The 17,985-nt window shown below is 60.1% G+C and carries 14 protein-coding genes; 4 read left to right on the top strand and 10 right to left on the bottom strand.

Annotated features, from left to right (window positions below; genetic code table 11):
* Window positions 1-83: 83 nt before the first annotated feature.
* Window positions 84-2,099, bottom strand: a complete 2,016-nt coding sequence (gene uvrB, locus MKleb_RS08415; RefSeq protein WP_004849041.1) for an excinuclease ABC subunit UvrB — start codon at window positions 2,097-2,099, stop codon at window positions 84-86.
* 711 nt (window positions 2,100-2,810) lie between these two features.
* Between uvrB and MKleb_RS08410 the strand changes: the two genes are divergently transcribed.
* The gene (locus tag MKleb_RS08410; protein ID WP_014228488.1) at window positions 2,811-3,533 is read left to right on the top strand and encodes an ABC transporter ATP-binding protein; all 723 of its coding nucleotides are present in this window, start codon (window positions 2,811-2,813) and stop codon (window positions 3,531-3,533) included.
* Here the strand turns inward: MKleb_RS08410 and bioD are convergent.
* Genes bioD through bioB form a run of 4 tightly spaced genes read right to left on the bottom strand, consistent with a single transcriptional unit; the run spans window position 3,475 to window position 7,123 of the window.
* Window positions 3,475-4,197: a dethiobiotin synthase gene (gene bioD / locus MKleb_RS08405; protein ID WP_025108113.1), complete on the bottom strand. Its 723-nt coding sequence runs from the start codon at window positions 4,195-4,197 to the stop codon at window positions 3,475-3,477. The genes MKleb_RS08410 and bioD overlap by 59 nt on opposite strands.
* Window positions 4,190-4,945 carry a malonyl-ACP O-methyltransferase BioC gene (bioC, locus tag MKleb_RS08400; RefSeq protein WP_025108114.1) on the bottom strand — a complete coding sequence of 252 codons (756 nt, stop codon included), beginning with the start codon at window positions 4,943-4,945 and terminating at the stop codon, window positions 4,190-4,192. The genes bioD and bioC overlap by 8 nt, the downstream gene beginning before the upstream one ends.
* Window positions 4,929-6,086 (bottom strand): 8-amino-7-oxononanoate synthase, encoded by a 1,158-nt coding sequence (gene bioF / locus MKleb_RS08395; RefSeq protein ID WP_025108115.1) that lies wholly within the window; start codon window positions 6,084-6,086, stop codon window positions 4,929-4,931. Before bioF ends, bioC begins: the two co-directional genes overlap by 17 nt.
* Window positions 6,083-7,123: a biotin synthase BioB gene (gene bioB / locus MKleb_RS08390; protein WP_025108116.1), complete on the bottom strand. Its 1,041-nt coding sequence runs from the start codon at window positions 7,121-7,123 to the stop codon at window positions 6,083-6,085. The genes bioF and bioB overlap by 4 nt, the downstream gene beginning before the upstream one ends.
* Window positions 7,124-7,208: 85 nt before the next feature.
* Between bioB and bioA the strand changes: the two genes are divergently transcribed.
* Together bioA and MKleb_RS08380 are read left to right on the top strand one after the other, a co-directional pair.
* Complete coding sequence (bioA, locus tag MKleb_RS08385) at window positions 7,209-8,498, top strand: adenosylmethionine--8-amino-7-oxononanoate transaminase (RefSeq protein WP_025108117.1); 1,290 nt, start codon at window positions 7,209-7,211, stop codon at window positions 8,496-8,498.
* Between the two features lie 69 nt (window positions 8,499-8,567).
* Window positions 8,568-9,044, top strand: a complete 477-nt coding sequence (locus MKleb_RS08380) for a kinase inhibitor (RefSeq protein ID WP_009653774.1) — start codon at window positions 8,568-8,570, stop codon at window positions 9,042-9,044.
* A gap of 99 nt (window positions 9,045-9,143) precedes the next feature.
* Here MKleb_RS08380 and MKleb_RS08375 read toward each other — a convergent pair whose 3' ends face one another.
* The 5 genes from MKleb_RS08375 to hutI form a co-directional block, all read right to left on the bottom strand.
* Window positions 9,144-10,526 (bottom strand): amino acid permease, encoded by a 1,383-nt coding sequence (locus MKleb_RS08375; protein ID WP_004849033.1) that lies wholly within the window; start codon window positions 10,524-10,526, stop codon window positions 9,144-9,146.
* 112 nt (window positions 10,527-10,638) lie between these two features.
* A complete protein-coding gene (hutH, locus tag MKleb_RS08370; protein ID WP_025108118.1) occupies window positions 10,639-12,162 on the bottom strand; it encodes a histidine ammonia-lyase in 1,524 nt (507 codons plus the stop codon).
* Window positions 12,159-13,847 (bottom strand): urocanate hydratase, encoded by a 1,689-nt coding sequence (gene hutU / locus MKleb_RS29880; protein WP_025108119.1) that lies wholly within the window; start codon window positions 13,845-13,847, stop codon window positions 12,159-12,161. The genes hutH and hutU overlap by 4 nt, the downstream gene beginning before the upstream one ends.
* Window positions 13,848-13,990: 143 nt before the next feature.
* On the bottom strand, window positions 13,991-14,716 hold the full coding sequence (locus MKleb_RS08355; protein WP_025108120.1) for a histidine utilization repressor: 726 nt from the start codon (window positions 14,714-14,716) through the stop codon (window positions 13,991-13,993).
* A 140-nt stretch (window positions 14,717-14,856) separates the two neighbouring features.
* Window positions 14,857-16,074, bottom strand: a complete 1,218-nt coding sequence (hutI, locus tag MKleb_RS08350) for an imidazolonepropionase (protein ID WP_025108121.1) — start codon at window positions 16,072-16,074, stop codon at window positions 14,857-14,859.
* 230 nt (window positions 16,075-16,304) lie between these two features.
* On the opposite strand from hutI, the gene MKleb_RS08345 reads away from it, so the two are divergent.
* Complete coding sequence (locus tag MKleb_RS08345) at window positions 16,305-17,588, top strand: putative acyl-CoA thioester hydrolase (protein ID WP_014228478.1); 1,284 nt, start codon at window positions 16,305-16,307, stop codon at window positions 17,586-17,588.
* The last annotated feature ends 397 nt before the right edge of the window (window positions 17,589-17,985 follow it).

Here is a 17,985-nt window from a genome sequence, read left to right as displayed (position 1 = left end):
CCTTACCCGACCTACGAAAAACACATCCCGTCCATCGCCCGAAGACCCGGTAAGGCCCGGGCGATATTTATCTGGCAACGCCGCTACGAAGCGGCGATAAACAGCTCGCGCAGCTGGTGAAGCTGGTCGCGAATTTGCGCCGCCTCTTCAAACTCCAGGTTCTGCGCGTGCTGCATCATCTGCCCTTCCAGTTCGTGAATCTTCTGCTGGAGCGCCTTCGGCGTTAGCGCGACGACATCCGCCTCAACCGGTGAGCGAGACTTGCCGCGCCCCTTGGTTTTGGTTTTCGCGATATTCTGACCGAGCGCCAGAATATCGACCACTTTCTTATTCAGACCCTGCGGAACGATACCGTGCTCTTCGTTGTACGCCTGCTGCTTCTCGCGGCGGCGCTCGGTTTCCCCGATCGCTTTCGCCATCGACGGGGTGATTTTATCGCCGTAGAGAATCGCTTTGCCGTTGATATTTCGCGCCGCGCGGCCAATGGTCTGAATCAGCGAGCGTTCAGAGCGCAGGAAGCCTTCTTTATCGGCATCCAGGATCGCCACCAGCGACACTTCCGGCATATCCAAACCTTCACGCAGCAGGTTGATCCCCACCAGCACGTCAAACTCGCCGAGGCGCAGATCGCGGATAATCTCCATGCGCTCCACGGTGTCGATGTCCGAGTGCAGGTAGCGCACCCGTTCGCCGTGCTCTTCCAGATATTCGGTTAAATCTTCCGCCATGCGTTTGGTCAGCGTCGTGACCAGCACGCGCTCGTTGATCGCGGTGCGGATGCGAATCTCCGAGAGCAGATCGTCGACCTGGGTGCCTACCGGACGCACTTCGATGACCGGATCCAGCAGCCCCGTAGGACGGACGACCTGGTCCACCACCTCGTCGCCGGATTTATCCAGCTCATAGGCTCCCGGCGTCGCCGAAACATAGATGGTTTGCGGCGCCAGGGCCTCAAACTCTTCAAACTTGAGCGGACGGTTATCGAGCGCCGACGGCAGGCGGAAACCGTACTCCACCAGCGTCTCTTTGCGCGCCCGGTCCCCGCGGTACATACCGCCGATCTGCGGGATCGTGACGTGGGACTCATCGATGACCAGCAGACCATCGGCCGGCAGGTAGTCAAACAGCGTCGGCGGCGGTTCGCCCGGCCCACGGCCCGACAGATAGCGCGAGTAGTTTTCAATCCCCGAGCAGTAGCCCAGCTCGTTCATCATTTCGAGGTCGAACTGCGTACGCTGGCTCAGACGCTGCTCTTCCAGCAGCTTGTTGTTCTCCAGCAGTCCCTTACGCCGCTCCGACAGTTCAACTTTAATCTCTTCCATCGCCTGGACGATGCGCTCGCGCGGGGTGACGTAGTGGGTTTTGGGATAAACGGTGAAGCGCGGGATCGTCGACTCAATATGACCGGTCAGCGGATCGAACAGCGACAGGCGCTCAACTTCCTCATCGAACAGCTCAACGCGCAGCGCGATATCGTCAGACTCCGCCGGGAAGATATCAATCACCTCGCCGCGCACGCGGAAGGTACCGCGCTGGAAGGCCTGATCGTTGCGGGTATACTGCAGCTCGGCCAGGCGGCGCAAAATAGCGCGCTGGTCGATAATCATGCCGACCGTCAGATGCAGCATCATTTTCAGATACAGATCCGGATCGCCCAGACCGTAGATAGCGGAGACCGAGGCCACCACCACCACGTCGCGACGCTCCAGCAGCGCTTTGGTCGCCGACAGACGCATCTGTTCAATATGTTCGTTCACCGACGCATCTTTCTCGATGAAGGTGTCCGAGCTTGGCACGTAGGCTTCCGGCTGGTAGTAGTCGTAGTACGAGACGAAATACTCCACCGCGTTCTCCGGGAAGAACTCTTTCATTTCGCCGTATAGCTGCGCCGCCAGGGTTTTGTTTGGCGCCAGCACCATCGTCGGACGCTGCAGGTCAGCAATGACGTTGGCGATGGTAAACGTTTTACCTGAGCCGGTGACCCCGAGCAGGGTTTGATGCGCCAGGCCATCTTCCAGCCCCTCTTCCAGGCGACGAATGGCTTCCGGCTGATCGCCGGAGGGACGGAAAGCAGAATGCAGCTTGAACGGTTTACTCATCAATCAGAACCTGAAGAAGGGTTGAACGGCAGGTGTTTAATTCTACTCGCCGGCTCAGCTTTTGCCAATAAAAAATACTGGATATAAAAACAGTGCCGTATTATCGTAGTCGGACTAATTAGCGCTTTTTACCGCCAACATGGACGAATAAAAACCGCTTTACGGGATAATCGACCACGCCTCAGGGTTATCCCCAAAAAGTATGACCATTTAACATTTGTCAAGCGAGGGGATGAATGTTTTATGGCAGTCGGTGACACTTTTCTTACAGGCATTGATTTTATTTAAATAATTGATATTTAATAGAATTTAATAAAAGACGGGTTTCGCGCCAATTCGGCCGCAGGCCGCGTACTCTCTAGCTTACCGCAAGTTTTCTAACTCTAATACACAAGGTTATCCACAGGAATAGTGGATAACTGTCTGCAGCCCATGACCCGAGCCACCCGAACAAAACCCGTCGCCCCGACCAAACCCGCCGCGAAAAAAATTAATTGAATTTTTTTTGCTGTTTATTGGCGAAGAGTGGCTAGATTTTTTGTTATTTTTTGCACCACATTTCAGCGCGCGGGCACCGGGAAAGTGCAAGGTCGGTCCGCTTGTGCCCGGTCGCACCTGTATTGACCAGCAAATACCGAGAGTTCTTTTTCCTGGCAAGAGATTTGCAGAATCTTCTCGTCGCCTGCTATCCCAGGAAAGGAGAAAACGTCTATGTTGAGTCTACGCGCCGTGAACCACTATTACGGAAGCCAGCACACGCTGTGGAATGTTGACCTTGAGCTCAAACCCGGTAAATGCACTTGCGTCATGGGGCGCCAGGGAATGGGGAAAACCACGCTCGTCAACTGTATTACCGGTCATCTGCCGGTGGCCAGCGGCACTATCACCTGGCAGGACGGAGGATCGGCGCCCTATGACCTGATGCCGCTCTCCGCGCAGTCGCGCAGCGCCATCGGCATTGGCTATGTACCGCAGGATAAACGGATTTTTTCGCAGCTGAGCGTGGAGGAAAATTTGCACATTGCCCTTGCGGCGGGCGGCGAACCGGCGTCAGCGGTCGCCGGAGAGATTTACGATCTGTTCCCCGAGCTGTACGCTCTGCGCCAAAGTAAAGGGATTACCCTGAGCGCCGACGATCAGTATCAGCTGGCGCTGGCCAGGGCGCTGATAACCCGTCCGCGCCTGCTGATCCTCGACGAACCTTCGCGCGGCGGCGGCCAGCGCTTCCTGCACAAGCTCGGGGATTTACTGATGCGCCTGAACCGCGATATTGGCCTGACGGTGCTGATCGCCGAACAGCACCTGCCGTTTATTCGTCGGGTGGCGGATCGTTTCTGTCTGCTGCACTGTGGACGCAGCGTAGCCCAGGGAGACGTTATCCAGCTGGATGCCCCGCTGCTGGCGAAGTGGATGACGCCCGATCCAGCGCGCTGAGGTCGAGATACTGACCGAGATCCTCGCGCTGAGCCGCCTCCGCCAGCCACGGGATCTCGCCAAGAAACGGCGCGGGCAGCACGCGTTTCAGCGTTGCCAGATATTCAGGATGGCGCCTGGCGGGCGGCTGGATATCGTTGGCTATCCAGCCCGCCAGCGGCAGTCCGGCCTGTAGCACCGCCTGAGCGGTCAGCATGGCATGGTTGATGCACCCCAGCTTAACGCCGACCACTAAAATCACCGGCAGCCGCTCTTCCTGTACCCAATCGGCAAAGGTCAGCGTTTCTGACAGCGGCGTAAACCAGCCCCCCGCCCCTTCCACCAGTAGCCAGTCGGACAGCGCTTCCAGCTCGCGCAGGCCAGCAGAAATCGCGGCGGCGTCAATCGGTCTCCCTTCATCAGCGCTGATAATATGCGGTGACGTCGGTTCAGCAAAGGTGAACGGATTGACCTGCTCGTAGCGCAGCGCCACGCGGCTATTGCGCTGTAAAGCCAGCGCATCCTCATTACGTAATCCCTGGGCCGTATAGTCGCTGCCGGAAGCCACCGGTTTGTAGCCCGCGCTCTTAAATCCCTCGCGATTGGCCGCCTGCAGCAGCGCGCAGCTGGCGACGGTTTTCCCCACCTCGGTGTCGGTGCCGGTAACGAAGAAACGTTTAGTCACGTTCGATAACTCCTGTAAAAAGATGATACGTCAGCGGGCACTGGCCCTGCTGCTGCGGCCAGGCGAGCTGGAGCTGCCGCAGCTTGCCGCGGCTGAGCGGCGCAGGGCTGCGTCCGTGGTGCAGATGGGTCGCGCCAATGCCTTTAAGCGACCGCATCGCGCTGAGCGCGTCGGGAAACGGCAGCGTGATGGCGTGGACGTGGCCGCTGGCGCGGCGACCGGCCAGCGCCTGACGCACCGCCTGCTCGCTGAGAAAACGGTTGGCGTGCGGCCGCTCATCGATGGCTCGCCAGGCCTGATTGAGCTCAGGTAACGAACCTGACAGCAGCGTACTAAACGCCACGCGGCCGCCGGGCCGCACGACCCGGGACAGCTCATCAATGGCGGTCGCGAGATTGTCGCACCACTGAACCGCAAGGTTGCTCCACGCCAGATCAACGCAGCCGTCCGCCAGCGGCAGCGCTTCGATGTCGCCCTCGACGTAGCGGTGCGCGCAGTTTCCGCGGCGGGCCTCCGCCAGCATGTCGACGGAAAGATCCAGCGCCGTCACCCGGCTCCCTGCATCGCGCCAGAAGCGGCTTATGCTGCCGGGGCCGCAGCCCGCGTCCAGCACCTCAGGAAAGGTCTTGATATCGAGCTGTTCCAGCAGCAGCGAGGCGCTAAGGCGCTGTAATTCGTCGTGCTGAGCGTAATGTCCCGCCGCGCGGCCAAACGCCGCCGCGACGGCGCGCTTATTCACCGCCGTCATGCAGCACCTCCAGCAGGCGGGCGATATCGGCAGACTCGTGCGCGGCGGTCAGCGTCAGGCGCAGCCGCGCGCTGCCGACGGGGACCGTCGGCGGGCGAATGGCCGTCGCCCAGCAGCCTTCCTCACGCAGACGCGCCGCCAGCCGCAGCGCGCGGGCGTTGTCGCCGACGATCAGCGGTTGGATCGCGCTGCCGGAATCAGTGAGCTCCCCGGGATAGTGGGACATTCCCCGGCGAAAGTCGGCGATATGGCCGGCCAGCGTTTCCCGCCGCTGCTGACCCTCGTCGCTGCGAATCACGGCCAGCGCGGCGCTCAGCGCCACCGCCTGCGCCGGCGGCATGGCGGTGCTGTAAATCAGATGGCGGGCAAACTGCAGCAGATAATCCGCCAGCGCCTCGCTGCACAGCACCGCCGCGCCGCTGACGCCAAACGCTTTACCGAAGGTGACGATAAGCAGATCCGGGCGTACCTGCTGCGCGTAGCAGCTGCCGCGCCCCTCTTCGCCGAGCGCGCCGATACCGTGCGCGTCGTCAACCAGCAGAAGCGCGCCGGCCGCCCGCGCCGCCTGAGAAACCTCAGCCAGCGGCGCGCTATCGCCGTCCATGCTAAAAATGCCTTCGGTCACCACCAGCTGCTGGCCGGATAGCGGTTTCGCCAGCAAATCGTCAAGATGGCGGCTGTCGTTGTGCTGAAAACGCCGCAGCTGCGCCGGGCTTAGGCTGGCGGCTTCCAGCAGCGAAGCGTGGCTGAGACGGTCGGCGACAATCCGATCCTCTTTGCCCGCCAGCGCGGCAATCACCGCCTGATTCGCGGCAAAGCCGGAAATAAACAGCAGCGCGCGCGGATAGCCCAGCCAGTCGGCCAGCTGCTCCTCCAGCGCGCGGTGCGCCTCGCTATAGCCGCTGACGTGGCCGGAGCCGCCGCTGCCGACGCCGTAGCGGTCCGCACCCTGCTGCCAGGCCTTGACGATAGCCGGATGCTGGCTGAGGCCAAGATAATCGTTGCTGGAAAAATTGAGCCAGCGCCGCCCTTCGCGGCTGAGCCAGCGTCCTGCGCCCAGCGTCACCGGCAGGCGACTGCGCAAGGCATCCGCCGCCTGCCGTTCCGCCAGCGCCAGCTCGATGCGGTGCTGCCAGCTCATAGCGCCGCCGCGTTGTAATATTCCTCGGTATCCGGGTTCATCAACGCCTGCTCCAGCCGCTGCTGCTGGGCGTTATCGCCTTCCAGTACCTCGGTCTGCTGCGGATTAATCCCCAGCTTGCGGAACAGCTGCAGGTCTTTGTCCTCTTCCGGGTTTGGCGTGGTCAGCAGCTTGCAGCCGTAGAAAATCGAGTTCGCCCCAGCCATAAAGCACATTGCCTGGGTCTGTTCGTTCATCTGTTCACGACCGGCGGAGAGGCGCACGTGCGAGGTCGGCATCATGATGCGCGCAATGGCGATAGTACGAATAAAATCAAAGGCGTCCACGTCGTCGTTATCCGCCAGCGGCGTGCCTTTGACCTTCACCAGCATGTTGATCGGCACGCTTTCCGGCGGCGTCGGCAGATTGGCCAGCTGTAGCAGCAGCCCGGCGCGGTCTTTGACCGTTTCCCCCAGCCCGACAATACCGCCGGAGCACACTTTAATTCCGGCATCGCGCACTTTATCAAGGGTATCGAGGCGCTCCTGATAGGTGCGGGTGGTGATGATATTGCCGTAGAATTCCGGCGAGGTATCGAGATTGTGGTTGTAGTAATCCAGACCGGCGCCGGCCAGACGCTGGGCCTGGCTATCGTTGAGCGTGCCAAGGGTCATGCACGCTTCCAGCCCCAGCGCTTTCACCCCTTTCACCATCTGCTCAAGATACGGCATATCGCGATCGTTCGGATTCTTCCACGCCGCCCCCATACAAAAGCGGGTTGAACCGGCTTGTTTCGCCTGTCGCGCCGACTCAAGCACCTGTTCAACCTCCATCAGGCGTTCGGATTCCAGACCGGTTTTATAGCGCGCGCTTTGCGGGCAGTATTTGCAGTCTTCCGGGCAGGCGCCGGTCTTAATCGACAGCAGCGTGCTGACCTGAACCTGGCGCGGGTCGAAGTGCTGACGATGGATCTGTTGCGCTTCAAACAGCAGATCCAGAAATGGTTTATTAAATAAATCAGTAACTTGCGACATTGTCCAGCGGGGGTGGTGAGCCATTAGCCTCTCCAAAGGGTTTTGTTAATTGTTGGTTCGGTTTATACTCGTAAACCTAAATGCTTTCAAAATGGTTTACAAGTCGATTATGACAACGGACGATCTCGCTTTCGATCGGCGCCACATCTGGCACCCTTACACTTCAATGACTTCGCCGCTGCCGGTCTATCCGGTCGTGGCCGCCCACGGCTGTGAGCTAACCCTCGCCGACGGCGGGCAGCTGGTTGACGGCATGTCGTCCTGGTGGGCGGCCATTCATGGCTACAATCACCCGCGCCTGAACGCGGCGATGAAAGCGCAGATTGACCAGATGTCGCACGTCATGTTCGGTGGGATTACCCACCCTTCCGCGGTCGCCCTGTGCCGCCAGCTGGTGGCGATGACCCCGGAAAGCCTCGAATGCGTGTTCCTCGCCGATTCCGGCTCCGTCGCCGTCGAAGTGGCGATGAAAATGGCGCTGCAGTACTGGCAGGCGAAAGGTGACCCGCGCCAGCGCTTTCTCACCTTCCGCAACGGCTATCACGGCGATACCTTCGGCGCGATGTCGGTCTGCGATCCGACGAACTCAATGCACAGCCTGTGGCAGGGCTATCTGCCGGATAACCTCTTCGCCCCGGCGCCGCAGAGCCGCTTCGACGGCGACTGGGATGAGCGGGATATAGTGCCCTTCGCCCGTCTGATGGCCGCCCACCGCCATGAAATCGCCGCGGTGATCCTCGAGCCGATTGTTCAGGGCGCTGGCGGAATGCGGATATACCACCCCGAGTGGCTCAGGCGGATCCGCAGGATGTGCGATCGCGAGGGCATCCTGCTGATCGCCGATGAGATCGCCACCGGCTTTGGTCGAACCGGTAAGCTGTTCGCCTGCGAGCACGCAGGGATTGCGGCGGATATTCTGTGCCTCGGCAAAGCGCTGACCGGCGGCACCATGACCCTCTCCGCCACCCTCACCACCCGTCAGGTGGCAGAAACTATCAGCGACGGGGAAGCCGGCTGCTTTATGCACGGCCCGACCTTTATGGGCAACCCGCTGGCCTGCGCGGCGGCGACCGAGAGTCTGCGCCTGCTGGAAAGCGGCGAATGGCAGCAGCAGGTGGCAGCCATTGAAGCGCAGCTCAGCGCCGAGCTGGCCCCGGCGCGCGAATCCGCGCAGGTTACCGATGTGCGGGTGCTGGGAGCGATTGGCGTGATCGAGACGCATCGGCCGGTGAATATGGCCGCCCTGCAGCGCTTTTTCGTCGAACAAGGCGTGTGGATCCGCCCGTTCGGTCGCCTGATTTACCTGATGCCGCCGTACATCATTACGCCGGATCAGCTGAGCCGCCTGACGCGGGCGGTAAACGCCGCGGTTCAGGAAGAAACATTTTTTAGCGAATAAGCGACGGTAATGGCGCCTCTCTCGCGCTACACTTTCTGGCTAATCAGCGGATGACTACGAGGAGAGACGATGAAATTAATCAGTCATGATTTACAGGATGGTGAGAAGCTGCCCAATCGTCATGTCTTTAACGGCATGGGCTACGATGGCGATAATATCTCGCCGCATCTGGCGTGGGACGATGTGCCGGCCGGAACCAAAAGCTTTGTGGTGACCTGCTTCGATCCCGATGCGCCCACCGGCTCCGGCTGGTGGCACTGGCTGGTGGCCAATCTTCCGGCCGATACCCGCGTATTACCGCAGGGAGCTGGCTCCGGACAGGCGGAACTGCCCGAAGAGGCGATTCAGACCCGTACCGATTTTGGCCAGGCCGGATACGGCGGCGCGGCGCCGCCAAAAGGCGAGACCCATCGCTATATCTTTACCGTCCACGCGCTGGACGTCGAAAAAATTGCGGTCGATGAGGGCGCGAGCGGCGCGATGGTCGGCTTTAACGTCCATTTCCACAGCCTCGGCAGCGCGTCGATTACCGCCCTATTTAGCTAAGCCCCGGATGGCGGCGTAAACGCCTTATCCGGGCTACAGGTGAGTGCGATTGGGTAGCCCGGGTAAGGCGTCAGCCGCAACCCGGGTAAACCAAAACAATCACGACTCCGTCACCGCCTGCACGGCGTTTTTGCGCACCCGCGCAAACCACACCGCCGTCAGCAGCCCGAGCCATACCAGACCGGCGATAAGCGCAATCCGCGTCTCCTCCACCATCCCCAGCACCGCGATGACCAGTCCCATAAACAGCAGCGTCAGCAGCGGCGCCACCGGCCAGAACGGCACCGGAAACGCGATATTGCCGCGCTCTTCAGCGGACAGGCCGCGACGCATCGCAAAGTGAGCCAGCAGGATCATCAGCCAGACCCACACCGTCGCGAAGGCCGCCAGCGAGGCAATCAGCACAAACACCTGCTCCGGCATCAGGTAGTTCAGCACCACCGCCGCCAGCAGCGCTACGCCCATCACCACCACCGTCATCCACGGTACCCCGTTGCTGGCGATGCGCTGGAAGCTCTTCGGCGCCAGCCCCTCTTTCGCCATGCCGTACATCATGCGCCCCGCGCCAAAAATATCGCTGTTAATCGCCGAAATACTGGCGCTGATCACGATGATATTCAGGATGGTGGCCGCCGCCGGAATCCCCAGACCATCAAAAATCAGCACGAACGGACTGCCCCGCTCGCCGAAGCTGTTCCACGGGAAAATCGCCATCAGAATCGCCAGGGTGCAGACATAGAACAGCACGATTCGCAGCGGGATAGTATTGATCGCCTGCGGGATCACCTTCTGCGGATTCTTCGCTTCCGCCGCGGTCACGCCGATAATCTCGACGCCGCCAAAGGCAAACATCACGATACCGAGCGAGGCTATAATCCCCTCCCAGCCGTTAGGGGCAAAGCCGCCGTGGCTCCACAAATTCTCCAGCCCGGTTGCCGGAAAGGCGTTACCGAATCCAAAGAAAATGATGCTGCCGCCCGCCACAATCATGGCAATAATCGCCACCACTTTGATCAGCGACAGCCAGAACTCCATCTCGCCGAAAACGCGCACGCTGCATAGGTTCATGGCGCCGATAAAAAAGATAATGCTCAGCACCCAGATCCAGCGGGGAACATCGGGGTACCACAGCCCCATATAGATGCCGAACGCGGTAACGTCCGCGAGGGCGACGATCACCATCTCAAAGGTGTAGGTCCAGCCGGTAATAAAACCCGCCAGCGGGCCAAGATACTGGCGCGCGTAGCTGCTGAAGGAGCCGGAAACGGGGTTGCGTACCGCCATTTCCCCCAGCGCCCGCATCACGATAAACACCGCCGCGCCGCCGATCAGATAGGCCAGCAGTACCGCCGGGCCCGCGGCCTTGATCGCCGATGCCGAGCCGTAGAACAGCCCGGTACCGATGGCGGAGCCGAGGGCGATAAAACGAATGTGCCGGGCATTCAGCCCGCGCAGCAGGTGTGGCTTGTTTTGTTGTTGCATATGCAAGTGTCCTGATAGTTTTTATACGACGACAAATATGCGTGTAGGGTGGCCGGGAGGAAGAGATCCTCCCGGCGCAGGTACAGCGAACAGCGATGGTTTAGCGTTGGTCTCAGAGCACGGCAGGCAGCAGCCGCGTCAGATGACGCGCCGCCAGGAGCGCAATGGCGTTTTCGATGTCCGGGGCGAAGAAGCGGTCCTCGGTATAATGGGTCACCCGTTCGCGCAGCAGGTGGCGCGCCTCTTCCAGCAGCGGGCTGCTGCTCAGGCCTTCGCGCATATCCAGACCCTGCACGGCGGCCAGCCACTCCACGGCCAGTACGCCGCGGGTATTTTCCGCCATCGCCCACAGGCGGCGGCCGGCGGCCGGGGCCATCGAGACGTGGTCTTCCTGGTTAGCGGAGGTCGGCAGACTGTCCACGCTGTGCGGGTGCGATAGCGCTTTGTTCTCGCTAGCCAGCGCCGCCGCCGTCACCTGGGCAATCATAAAGCCGGAGTTAACGCCGCCGTTTTTGACCAGGAAAGGGGGCAGCTGCGACATATGGCTGTCCATCATCAGCGCGATACGGCGCTCCGACAGCGAACCGATTTCGGCAATCGCCAGCGCGATATTATCCGCCGCCATCGCCACCGGTTCGGCGTGGAAGTTACCGCCGGAAATCACGTCGTTCTCGCTGGCGAACACCAGCGGGTTATCGGATACCGCGTTGGCTTCAACCAGCAGCACTTCCGCCGCCTGGCGAAGCTGGGTCAGGCAGGCACCCATCACCTGCGGCTGGCAGCGCAGAGAGTACGGGTCCTGCACCTTGGTGCAGTTATGGTGCGACTGGGAAATCGCGCTGTCGTCGGTCAGCAGATGGCGATAGAGCGCCGCGGCGTCAATCTGCCCGCGCTGACCGCGCGCTTCGTGAATGCGCGGATCAAACGGACGACGCGAACCGAGCGCCGCTTCGGTGGTTAACGACCCGCAAACCACCGCGGAAGCGAACAGGTCTTCGGCTTCGAACAGGCCGCGCAGGGCAAACGCCGTCGACGCCTGCGTGCCGTTGAGCAGCGCCAGCCCCTCTTTCGCCGCCAGAGTAATCGGCTCAAGCCCCGCCTGACGCAGCGCTTCCGTCGCCGGCAGCCACTCCCCGCCGCGCACGCGCGCTTTCCCTTCGCCAAGCAGGGTTAAAGACATATGCGCCAGCGGCGCGAGGTCGCCGGAGGCGCCGACCGATCCCTTCGCCGGGATCCACGGCGTCACGCCCGCGTTGACCAGGCCAATCAGCGCCTGAATCACGCTCAGGCGAATGCCGGAAAAGCCGCGCGACAGGCTGTTAATTTTCAGCACCATAATCAGACGCGCGAGGTCATCATCCAGCGGTTCGCCAATCCCCGCCGCGTGCGAAAGCACCAGCGATCGCTGAAGGTTTTCCAGATCTTCGGTTGAGATGCGCGTCTGCGCCAGCAGGCCAAAACCGGTGTTGATACCGTAGGCGGTGCGGCCTTCCGCCAGAATCGCGTTGACGCAGGCAACGCTGTCATCAATCGCCGCGAACGCGCTTTCGTCTAGCGTAATGTTCAGCGGCTGGCTGTAGACGTCGCGCAGCTGCGACAGGCTGAGTTGACCCGGAATCAGTGTTAAAGCGTTCATTTAGCGTGCCCCTGCGTTGCTGCCACCATCGGAAGATTCAAACCTTGTTCTGTCGCGCACTCAATCGCGATATCGTAGCCCGCGTCGGCATGACGCATCACGCCGGTCGCCGGGTCGTTGTGCAGGACGCGGGCAATGCGCGCCGCCGCTTCATCGGTACCGTCGCAGACGATAACCATGCCGGAGTGCTGCGAAAAGCCCATCCCGACGCCGCCGCCGTGATGCAGCGACACCCAGGTCGCCCCGCTGGCGGTATTCAGTAAGGCGTTGAGCAGCGGCCAGTCGGAGACGGCGTCGGAACCATCGCGCATCGCTTCCGTCTCGCGGTTCGGGCTGGCGACGGAGCCGGAGTCAAGATGGTCGCGGCCAATGACGATCGGCGCGGAGACTTCGCCGCTGCGGACCATTTCGTTAAACGCCAGCCCCAGCTTCTGCCGCCATTCGAGGCCTACCCAGCAGATACGCGCCGGTAGCCCCTGGAAACTAATACGCTCGCGGGCCATATCCAGCCAGTGATGCAGGTGCTTATCGTCTTTAACGATCTCTTTCACTTTCGCGTCGGTTTTATAGATGTCCTGCGGGTCGCCGGACAGGGCAACCCAGCGGAACGGGCCGATGCCGCGGCAGAATAGCGGGCGGATATAGGCGGGAACGAAGCCTGGGAAAGCAAACGCGTTGCCAACGCCCATCTCCTGGGCCATCTGGCGAATGTTGTTGCCGTAGTCAAACGTCGGCACGCCCATTTCGTGGAATGCCAGCATCGCCTGCACGTGGTCGGCCATTGCGCGTTTCGCCGCCAGGATAGTGCCCCGCGGGTCCGACTCGGCCTTAGCCTGGTACTCTTCCCAGCTCCAGCCTTTCGGCAGATAGCCGTGCAGCGGGTCGTGGGCGCTGGTCTGATCGGTCACCATATCCGGGCGCACGCCGCGTTTGACTATTTCCGGCACGATCTCTGCCGCATTGCCGCACAGTGCGATAGAGATTGCCCGGCCCTCGGCGGTGTATTTTTTGATGCGCGCCAGCGCGTCATCCAACGACGTCGCCTGTTCGTCAACGTAGCGGGTTCGCAGGCGGAAATCGATGCGGCTCTGCTGGCATTCGATATTCAACGAGCAGGCGCCCGCTAAGGTCGCGGCCAGCGGCTGCGCGCCGCCCATGCCGCCCAGACCGGCGGTCAACACCCAGCGCCCCTTCAGGCTGCCCTGGTAGTGCTGGCGGCCTGCCTCAACGAAGGTTTCATAGGTGCCCTGCACGATGCCCTGGCTGCCAATGTAGATCCAGCTGCCGGCGGTCATCTGGCCGTACATCGCCAGCCCTTTGGCATCCAGCTCGTTAAAGTGTTCCCAGGTTGCCCAGTGCGGCACCAGGTTGGAGTTGGCGATCAGCACCCGCGGCGAGTTTTCATGGGTTTTGAATACACCCACCGGCTTACCGGACTGCACCAGCAGCGTTTCGTCGCTCTCCAGGTTTTTCAGCGCCTTCACGATAGCGTCATAGCATTCCCAGTTGCGCGCCGCGCGTCCGATGCCGCCATACACCACCAGCTCATGCGGGTTTTCGGCGACATCCGGGTCGAGGTTATTCATGAGCATACGCAGCGGAGCTTCGGTCAGCCAGCTCTTCGCATTTAACGTTGTGCCACGCGGTGCACGTACGTCCTGCTGGCGGTATTTGCTTTGCGACATCGGGGGTTTCTCCTGACAATTAACGTTGTGTACGTAGATACATATACTTGTCTATACAAGCATGCGCAAGCCAGGATTTAACACAAAAGATACATTTTTGTTATATTGCGTCAGCAATCACGTTTTGCCGACGCGCAGTAAGATCAGGAACCAAAATGGCCCTGCAGACGGTAGCGGCTGCCGGGGAAAATCAGGCGCGCGTGGGAAACGATATGGGTGGTGGACCAGGTGCGGCGGCGGATCAGCAGACACGGGTCGTGCGCGTGAATATGCAGCAGCGCGCACTCCTCCGCCGTTGCCTGCACCGCCTCAACAATGTGCTCCCCTTCGGTCAGAGGGGCGATCAGCGACAGATAGTCGTGGGGCGTGGTCGCGGTATAGTCCTGACGCAGATAGTCCGGCACCACGGAGGCGTTGACGCAGCGGTCCTCAATCTGTACCGGGACCTCATTTTCAAAATGCACCATCAGCGAATGGAAAATCCGCGTACCGGCGGCCACGTTGAGCGCCGCGGCCTGAATCAGATCCGCCTGCGTTTCCTCCAGCAGCACCACCTCGCAGCGGTGCTGATGATGACGAGAGGTAATTTCCTCCGCGATGCTGCGCACTTCAAACAGCGCCGACTGCCCTTTCGGCTCCGCGACAAACGTCCCCACCCCCTGTAATCGCACCAGCCGGCCTTCATCGGTCAGCTCGCGCAGCGCCCGATTGATGGTCATCCGGCTAAAGCCAAACTGCGCCACCAGCTCCGCCTCCGAAGGAATGCGATCGTGCGGACGCCAGACGCCGCTGTGGATCTTTTCGCTAATAGCCTGTTTCACCTTTTCATAGAAAGGCGCAGGCGCGGAACGAGGTTGCGATGAGAACATGGCCGGGCTTCCTTGTGCGAATGGGCGGCGAAACGTCCAGAATATACTGAATCGCTACTGCCACCAATGGGCGATTTGCCGCGCCTCCGCGCTGTCGTCGCGTCCCTGCCAAATCCCGGCCGCCGTCGGTTGTCATAGCTTCACGCGATTTCTCCTCGCACCACGCGCTGCCAGAGCGGGCTGCGCCCCGGCTCGTAAACCATCTCAACCGGATGCTCCGCGTCCCAGATAGCAAAATCAGCAACGAAGCCCGGCGCCAGCTGACCGTGGCTCGCCTGGCGGCCCAACGCCTGAGCCGCATGACGGGTTACGCCTGCCCACGCCTCCTCCGGCGTTAAGCCAAATTTCACGCAGGCCATATTCATCGCCAGATGCAGGCTGGCGAAGGGGCTGGTGCCGGGGTTGTAGTCCGTCGCCACCGCCATCGGAACCTGATATTCGCGCAGCAGTTCAACCGGCGGCCTGCGGGTTTCGTTAAGGAAATAGAACGCGCCGGGCAGGAGCACCGCCACAGTGCCGCTGCGGCTCATCGCCGCCACGCCCGCTGGGGTCAGGTATTCAATATGGTCGGCGGACAGGCCTTTATAGCGGCTCACTAATTCAGCGCCGCCCAGCGAAGAGAGCTGCTCAACGTGACCTTTTACCGGGATACCTAATGCCTGGGCCGTACTGTAAACCCGTTCAGTCTGCGCGGGGGTAAAGCCGACGTTTTCGCAGAAGGCATCGACGCTTTCAAATAGCCCCTCTTCCCACAGCGTGGGCAGAATGATTTCGCATACCAGATTGATATAGCCGTCCGGGTCGCCTTTATATTCCGGCGGCGTGGCGTGGGCGGAGAGTAGCGTGGGGGAAATCTCAACGGTATGCGTTGCGGCAAGCTGTTGTACAACCCGCAGCATTTTACGTTCGTTTGCGAGATCCAGCCCGTAGCCGGACTTGATCTCCAGGGTGGTGACCCCTTCGCGCAGCAGACGAGCCAGCCGCTGCCGGGCCCGCGCCAGCAGCTCCGTTTCGCTGCTTTCCCGGGTGGCGCGCACGGTCGCGTTAATGCCGCCGCCGTTGGCGCTAATGGTCTGGTAGGAGACGCCGTTGAGGCGCTGCTCCCACTCCTGCGCCCGGCTGCCGCCGAAGACCAGGTGCGTGTGGCAATCAATCAGCCCCGGCGTGAGCAGCCTGCCGCCGAGGTCAATACTCTGCCCTGCGGGCGCCTCGCTTTCGGGCACAATAGCTTCAATGCGTCCATCGCGCACCAGCAACGCATGATGCTCCACGAGTCCATACGGCTGAGAGAAACGCGGATCGAGCGTGGCCAGGCGGACGTTTCGCCAGATTACGCGTTCGGAAGGTGTGTGTGTCATAGCGGTCAACTTGTCATGGGTTGTATAGACATTTATTTTGATTCCGCGAGAAATGTCAACTCAGCCCCCGGCAAATGTTATCTATTTGTGATCAAAAGCGGCACGTTTCCGGCTCTTATTATGTAAAGAAGCAACTTTTTTGCGCTACGTCTTCCCGTTTCGCTTAAGTTGGTATAAAACAGCAGGCTTTAAAGGACCTATACCCTTAATTTATTCTTGCCCGGAGCAACATGAACACATATTCCGTTTCCCGCCTGGCGCTGGCGCTGGCCTTTGGCGTGACGTTGTCCGCCTGTAGTTCGACGCCTGCCGATCAACAGCCCTCAACGCAAACAGCGCCGGGCACGGCCTCTCGTCCAGTTTTAACCGCCGATGAGGCGAAAAACTTCTTACCGGCGAGCTATTTCCAGTCTCTCGATCCTAACGCCGCTGCGTGGAGCCCGTCCGCCATCAGCCTCCCGGCGCAGCCGGATTTTGTTGTGGGTCCTGCGGGTACCCAGGGGGTAACCCACACCACGATTCAGGCCGCGGTGGATGCAGCGATTACCCGCCACTCCAATCGTCGTCAGTTTATCGCCATCATGCCGGGTGAATATGCGGGCACCGTATACGTTCCGGCGGCGCCTGGCGCGCTGACCCTGTACGGCACCGGTGAGAAGCCGATTGATGTAAAAATCAGCGCAGCGATTGATTCAGAAATGGATCCGGTCTCCTGGCGTCACCAGGTTAATCCGGGCGGCAAATATATGCCGGGCAAACCGGCCTGGTATATGTACGACAGCTGCCAGAGCAGACGTGCCGCCACCGTTGGCGTGATGTGCTCAGCGGTATTCTGGTCGCAGAATAACGATCTCCAGCTACAGAACCTGACTATCGCCAACAACCTCGGCGACAGCGTAGACGCGGGCACCCATCAGGCCGTGGCGCTGCGTAGCGATGGCGATCGGGTACAGATTAACAAGGTGAATATCCTCGGTCGCCAGAACACCTTTTTCGTGACCAACAGCGGCGTACAAAACCGCCTGCAGGATAACCGTCAGACCCGAACCCTGGTCAGCAACAGCTATATTGAAGGCGACGTCGATATCGTTTCCGGTCGTGGGGCAGTCGTGTTCGACAATACCGACTTCCGCGTGGTCAACTCGCGCACCCAGAAAGAGGGCTACGTCTTTGCGCCAGCGACCCTGAAGAGCGTGACCTACGGCTTCCTGGCGATTAACAGCCGCTTTACCGCTTCCGGCGATAACGTCGCGCAGCTGGGCCGCTCTCTGGACGTTGACGGCAACACCAATGGCCAGGTCGTTATTCGCGATAGCGTCATTAATGAAGGCTTTAATATTGCCAAACCGTGGGCTGATGCCGTCGGTTCAAACCGTCCGTTTAGCGGCAACACCGGTACTGCGGATGCCAAAGGCAACCCGCAGCGTAACCTGAATGACGCTAACTTCAACCGCATGTGGGAATACAACAACCGCGGCGTGGGAAGCTTTGTCGTCGCTGAACCGAAGCAGTAACGCTTACGCCAAAAGGGGGAAGCTATTCCCCCTTTGTCTCTTTCTCTTCCCGCTGTGCCCTTCCCGCTTCTTCACCGCTATCCCCTCATCCTGTAGGTTATCCCTGTACAGACGCCGTTCTGTACAACTTTTTCACATTATCTTTACAATAAATAACCATATAAAACAACATCTTACGAGACAATGTTAAAAAAACCAACTAAATGTACAAAATTAATTCGGAAAAATTGTACATCCTGAAGATCGTGACTATAGTTATTACGTAAGTTTTAAATTCTGCATTACAGCATTCTTATGATTTAAAAAAATGCACACCATTTCCTTTGAGATGGTGAAGAACCGTAGAGCAAAGATGATTTTTATCCCGCATCTTTGTTTGTTGATTTATTGTCTAACA

The sequence above is a fragment of the Klebsiella sp. PL-2018 genome (assembly GCF_019048985.1).
In the GTDB taxonomy this organism is placed as follows: domain Bacteria; phylum Pseudomonadota; class Gammaproteobacteria; order Enterobacterales; family Enterobacteriaceae; genus Klebsiella; species Klebsiella michiganensis.
This window is presented reverse-complemented; position numbering and strand designations above follow the sequence as displayed.

Excerpts from the sequence above, each read along its gene's own strand:
- bioB (WP_025108116.1), bottom strand. The coding sequence starts at position 7,123 with ATGGCTCACCACCCCCGCTGGACAATGTCGCAAGTTACTGATTTATTT.
- MKleb_RS08345 (WP_014228478.1), top strand. The coding sequence starts at position 16,305 with ATGAACACATATTCCGTTTCCCGCCTGGCGCTGGCGCTGGCCTTTGGC.
- MKleb_RS08380 (WP_009653774.1), top strand. The coding sequence starts at position 8,568 with ATGAAATTAATCAGTCATGATTTACAGGATGGTGAGAAGCTGCCCAAT.
- bioA (WP_025108117.1), top strand. The coding sequence starts at position 7,209 with ATGACAACGGACGATCTCGCTTTCGATCGGCGCCACATCTGGCACCCT.
- hutI (WP_025108121.1), bottom strand. The coding sequence starts at position 16,074 with ATGACACACACACCTTCCGAACGCGTAATCTGGCGAAACGTCCGCCTG.
- bioC (WP_025108114.1), bottom strand. The coding sequence starts at position 4,945 with ATGACGGCGGTGAATAAGCGCGCCGTCGCGGCGGCGTTTGGCCGCGCG.
- MKleb_RS08410 (WP_014228488.1), top strand. The coding sequence starts at position 2,811 with ATGTTGAGTCTACGCGCCGTGAACCACTATTACGGAAGCCAGCACACG.
- hutH (WP_025108118.1), bottom strand. The coding sequence starts at position 12,162 with ATGAACGCTTTAACACTGATTCCGGGTCAACTCAGCCTGTCGCAGCTG.
- uvrB (WP_004849041.1), bottom strand. The coding sequence starts at position 2,099 with ATGAGTAAACCGTTCAAGCTGCATTCTGCTTTCCGTCCCTCCGGCGAT.
- bioF (WP_025108115.1), bottom strand. The coding sequence starts at position 6,086 with ATGAGCTGGCAGCACCGCATCGAGCTGGCGCTGGCGGAACGGCAGGCG.
- hutU (WP_025108119.1), bottom strand. The coding sequence starts at position 13,847 with ATGTCGCAAAGCAAATACCGCCAGCAGGACGTACGTGCACCGCGTGGC.
- MKleb_RS08375 (WP_004849033.1), bottom strand. The coding sequence starts at position 10,526 with ATGCAACAACAAAACAAGCCACACCTGCTGCGCGGGCTGAATGCCCGG.
- MKleb_RS08355 (WP_025108120.1), bottom strand. The coding sequence starts at position 14,716 with ATGTTCTCATCGCAACCTCGTTCCGCGCCTGCGCCTTTCTATGAAAAG.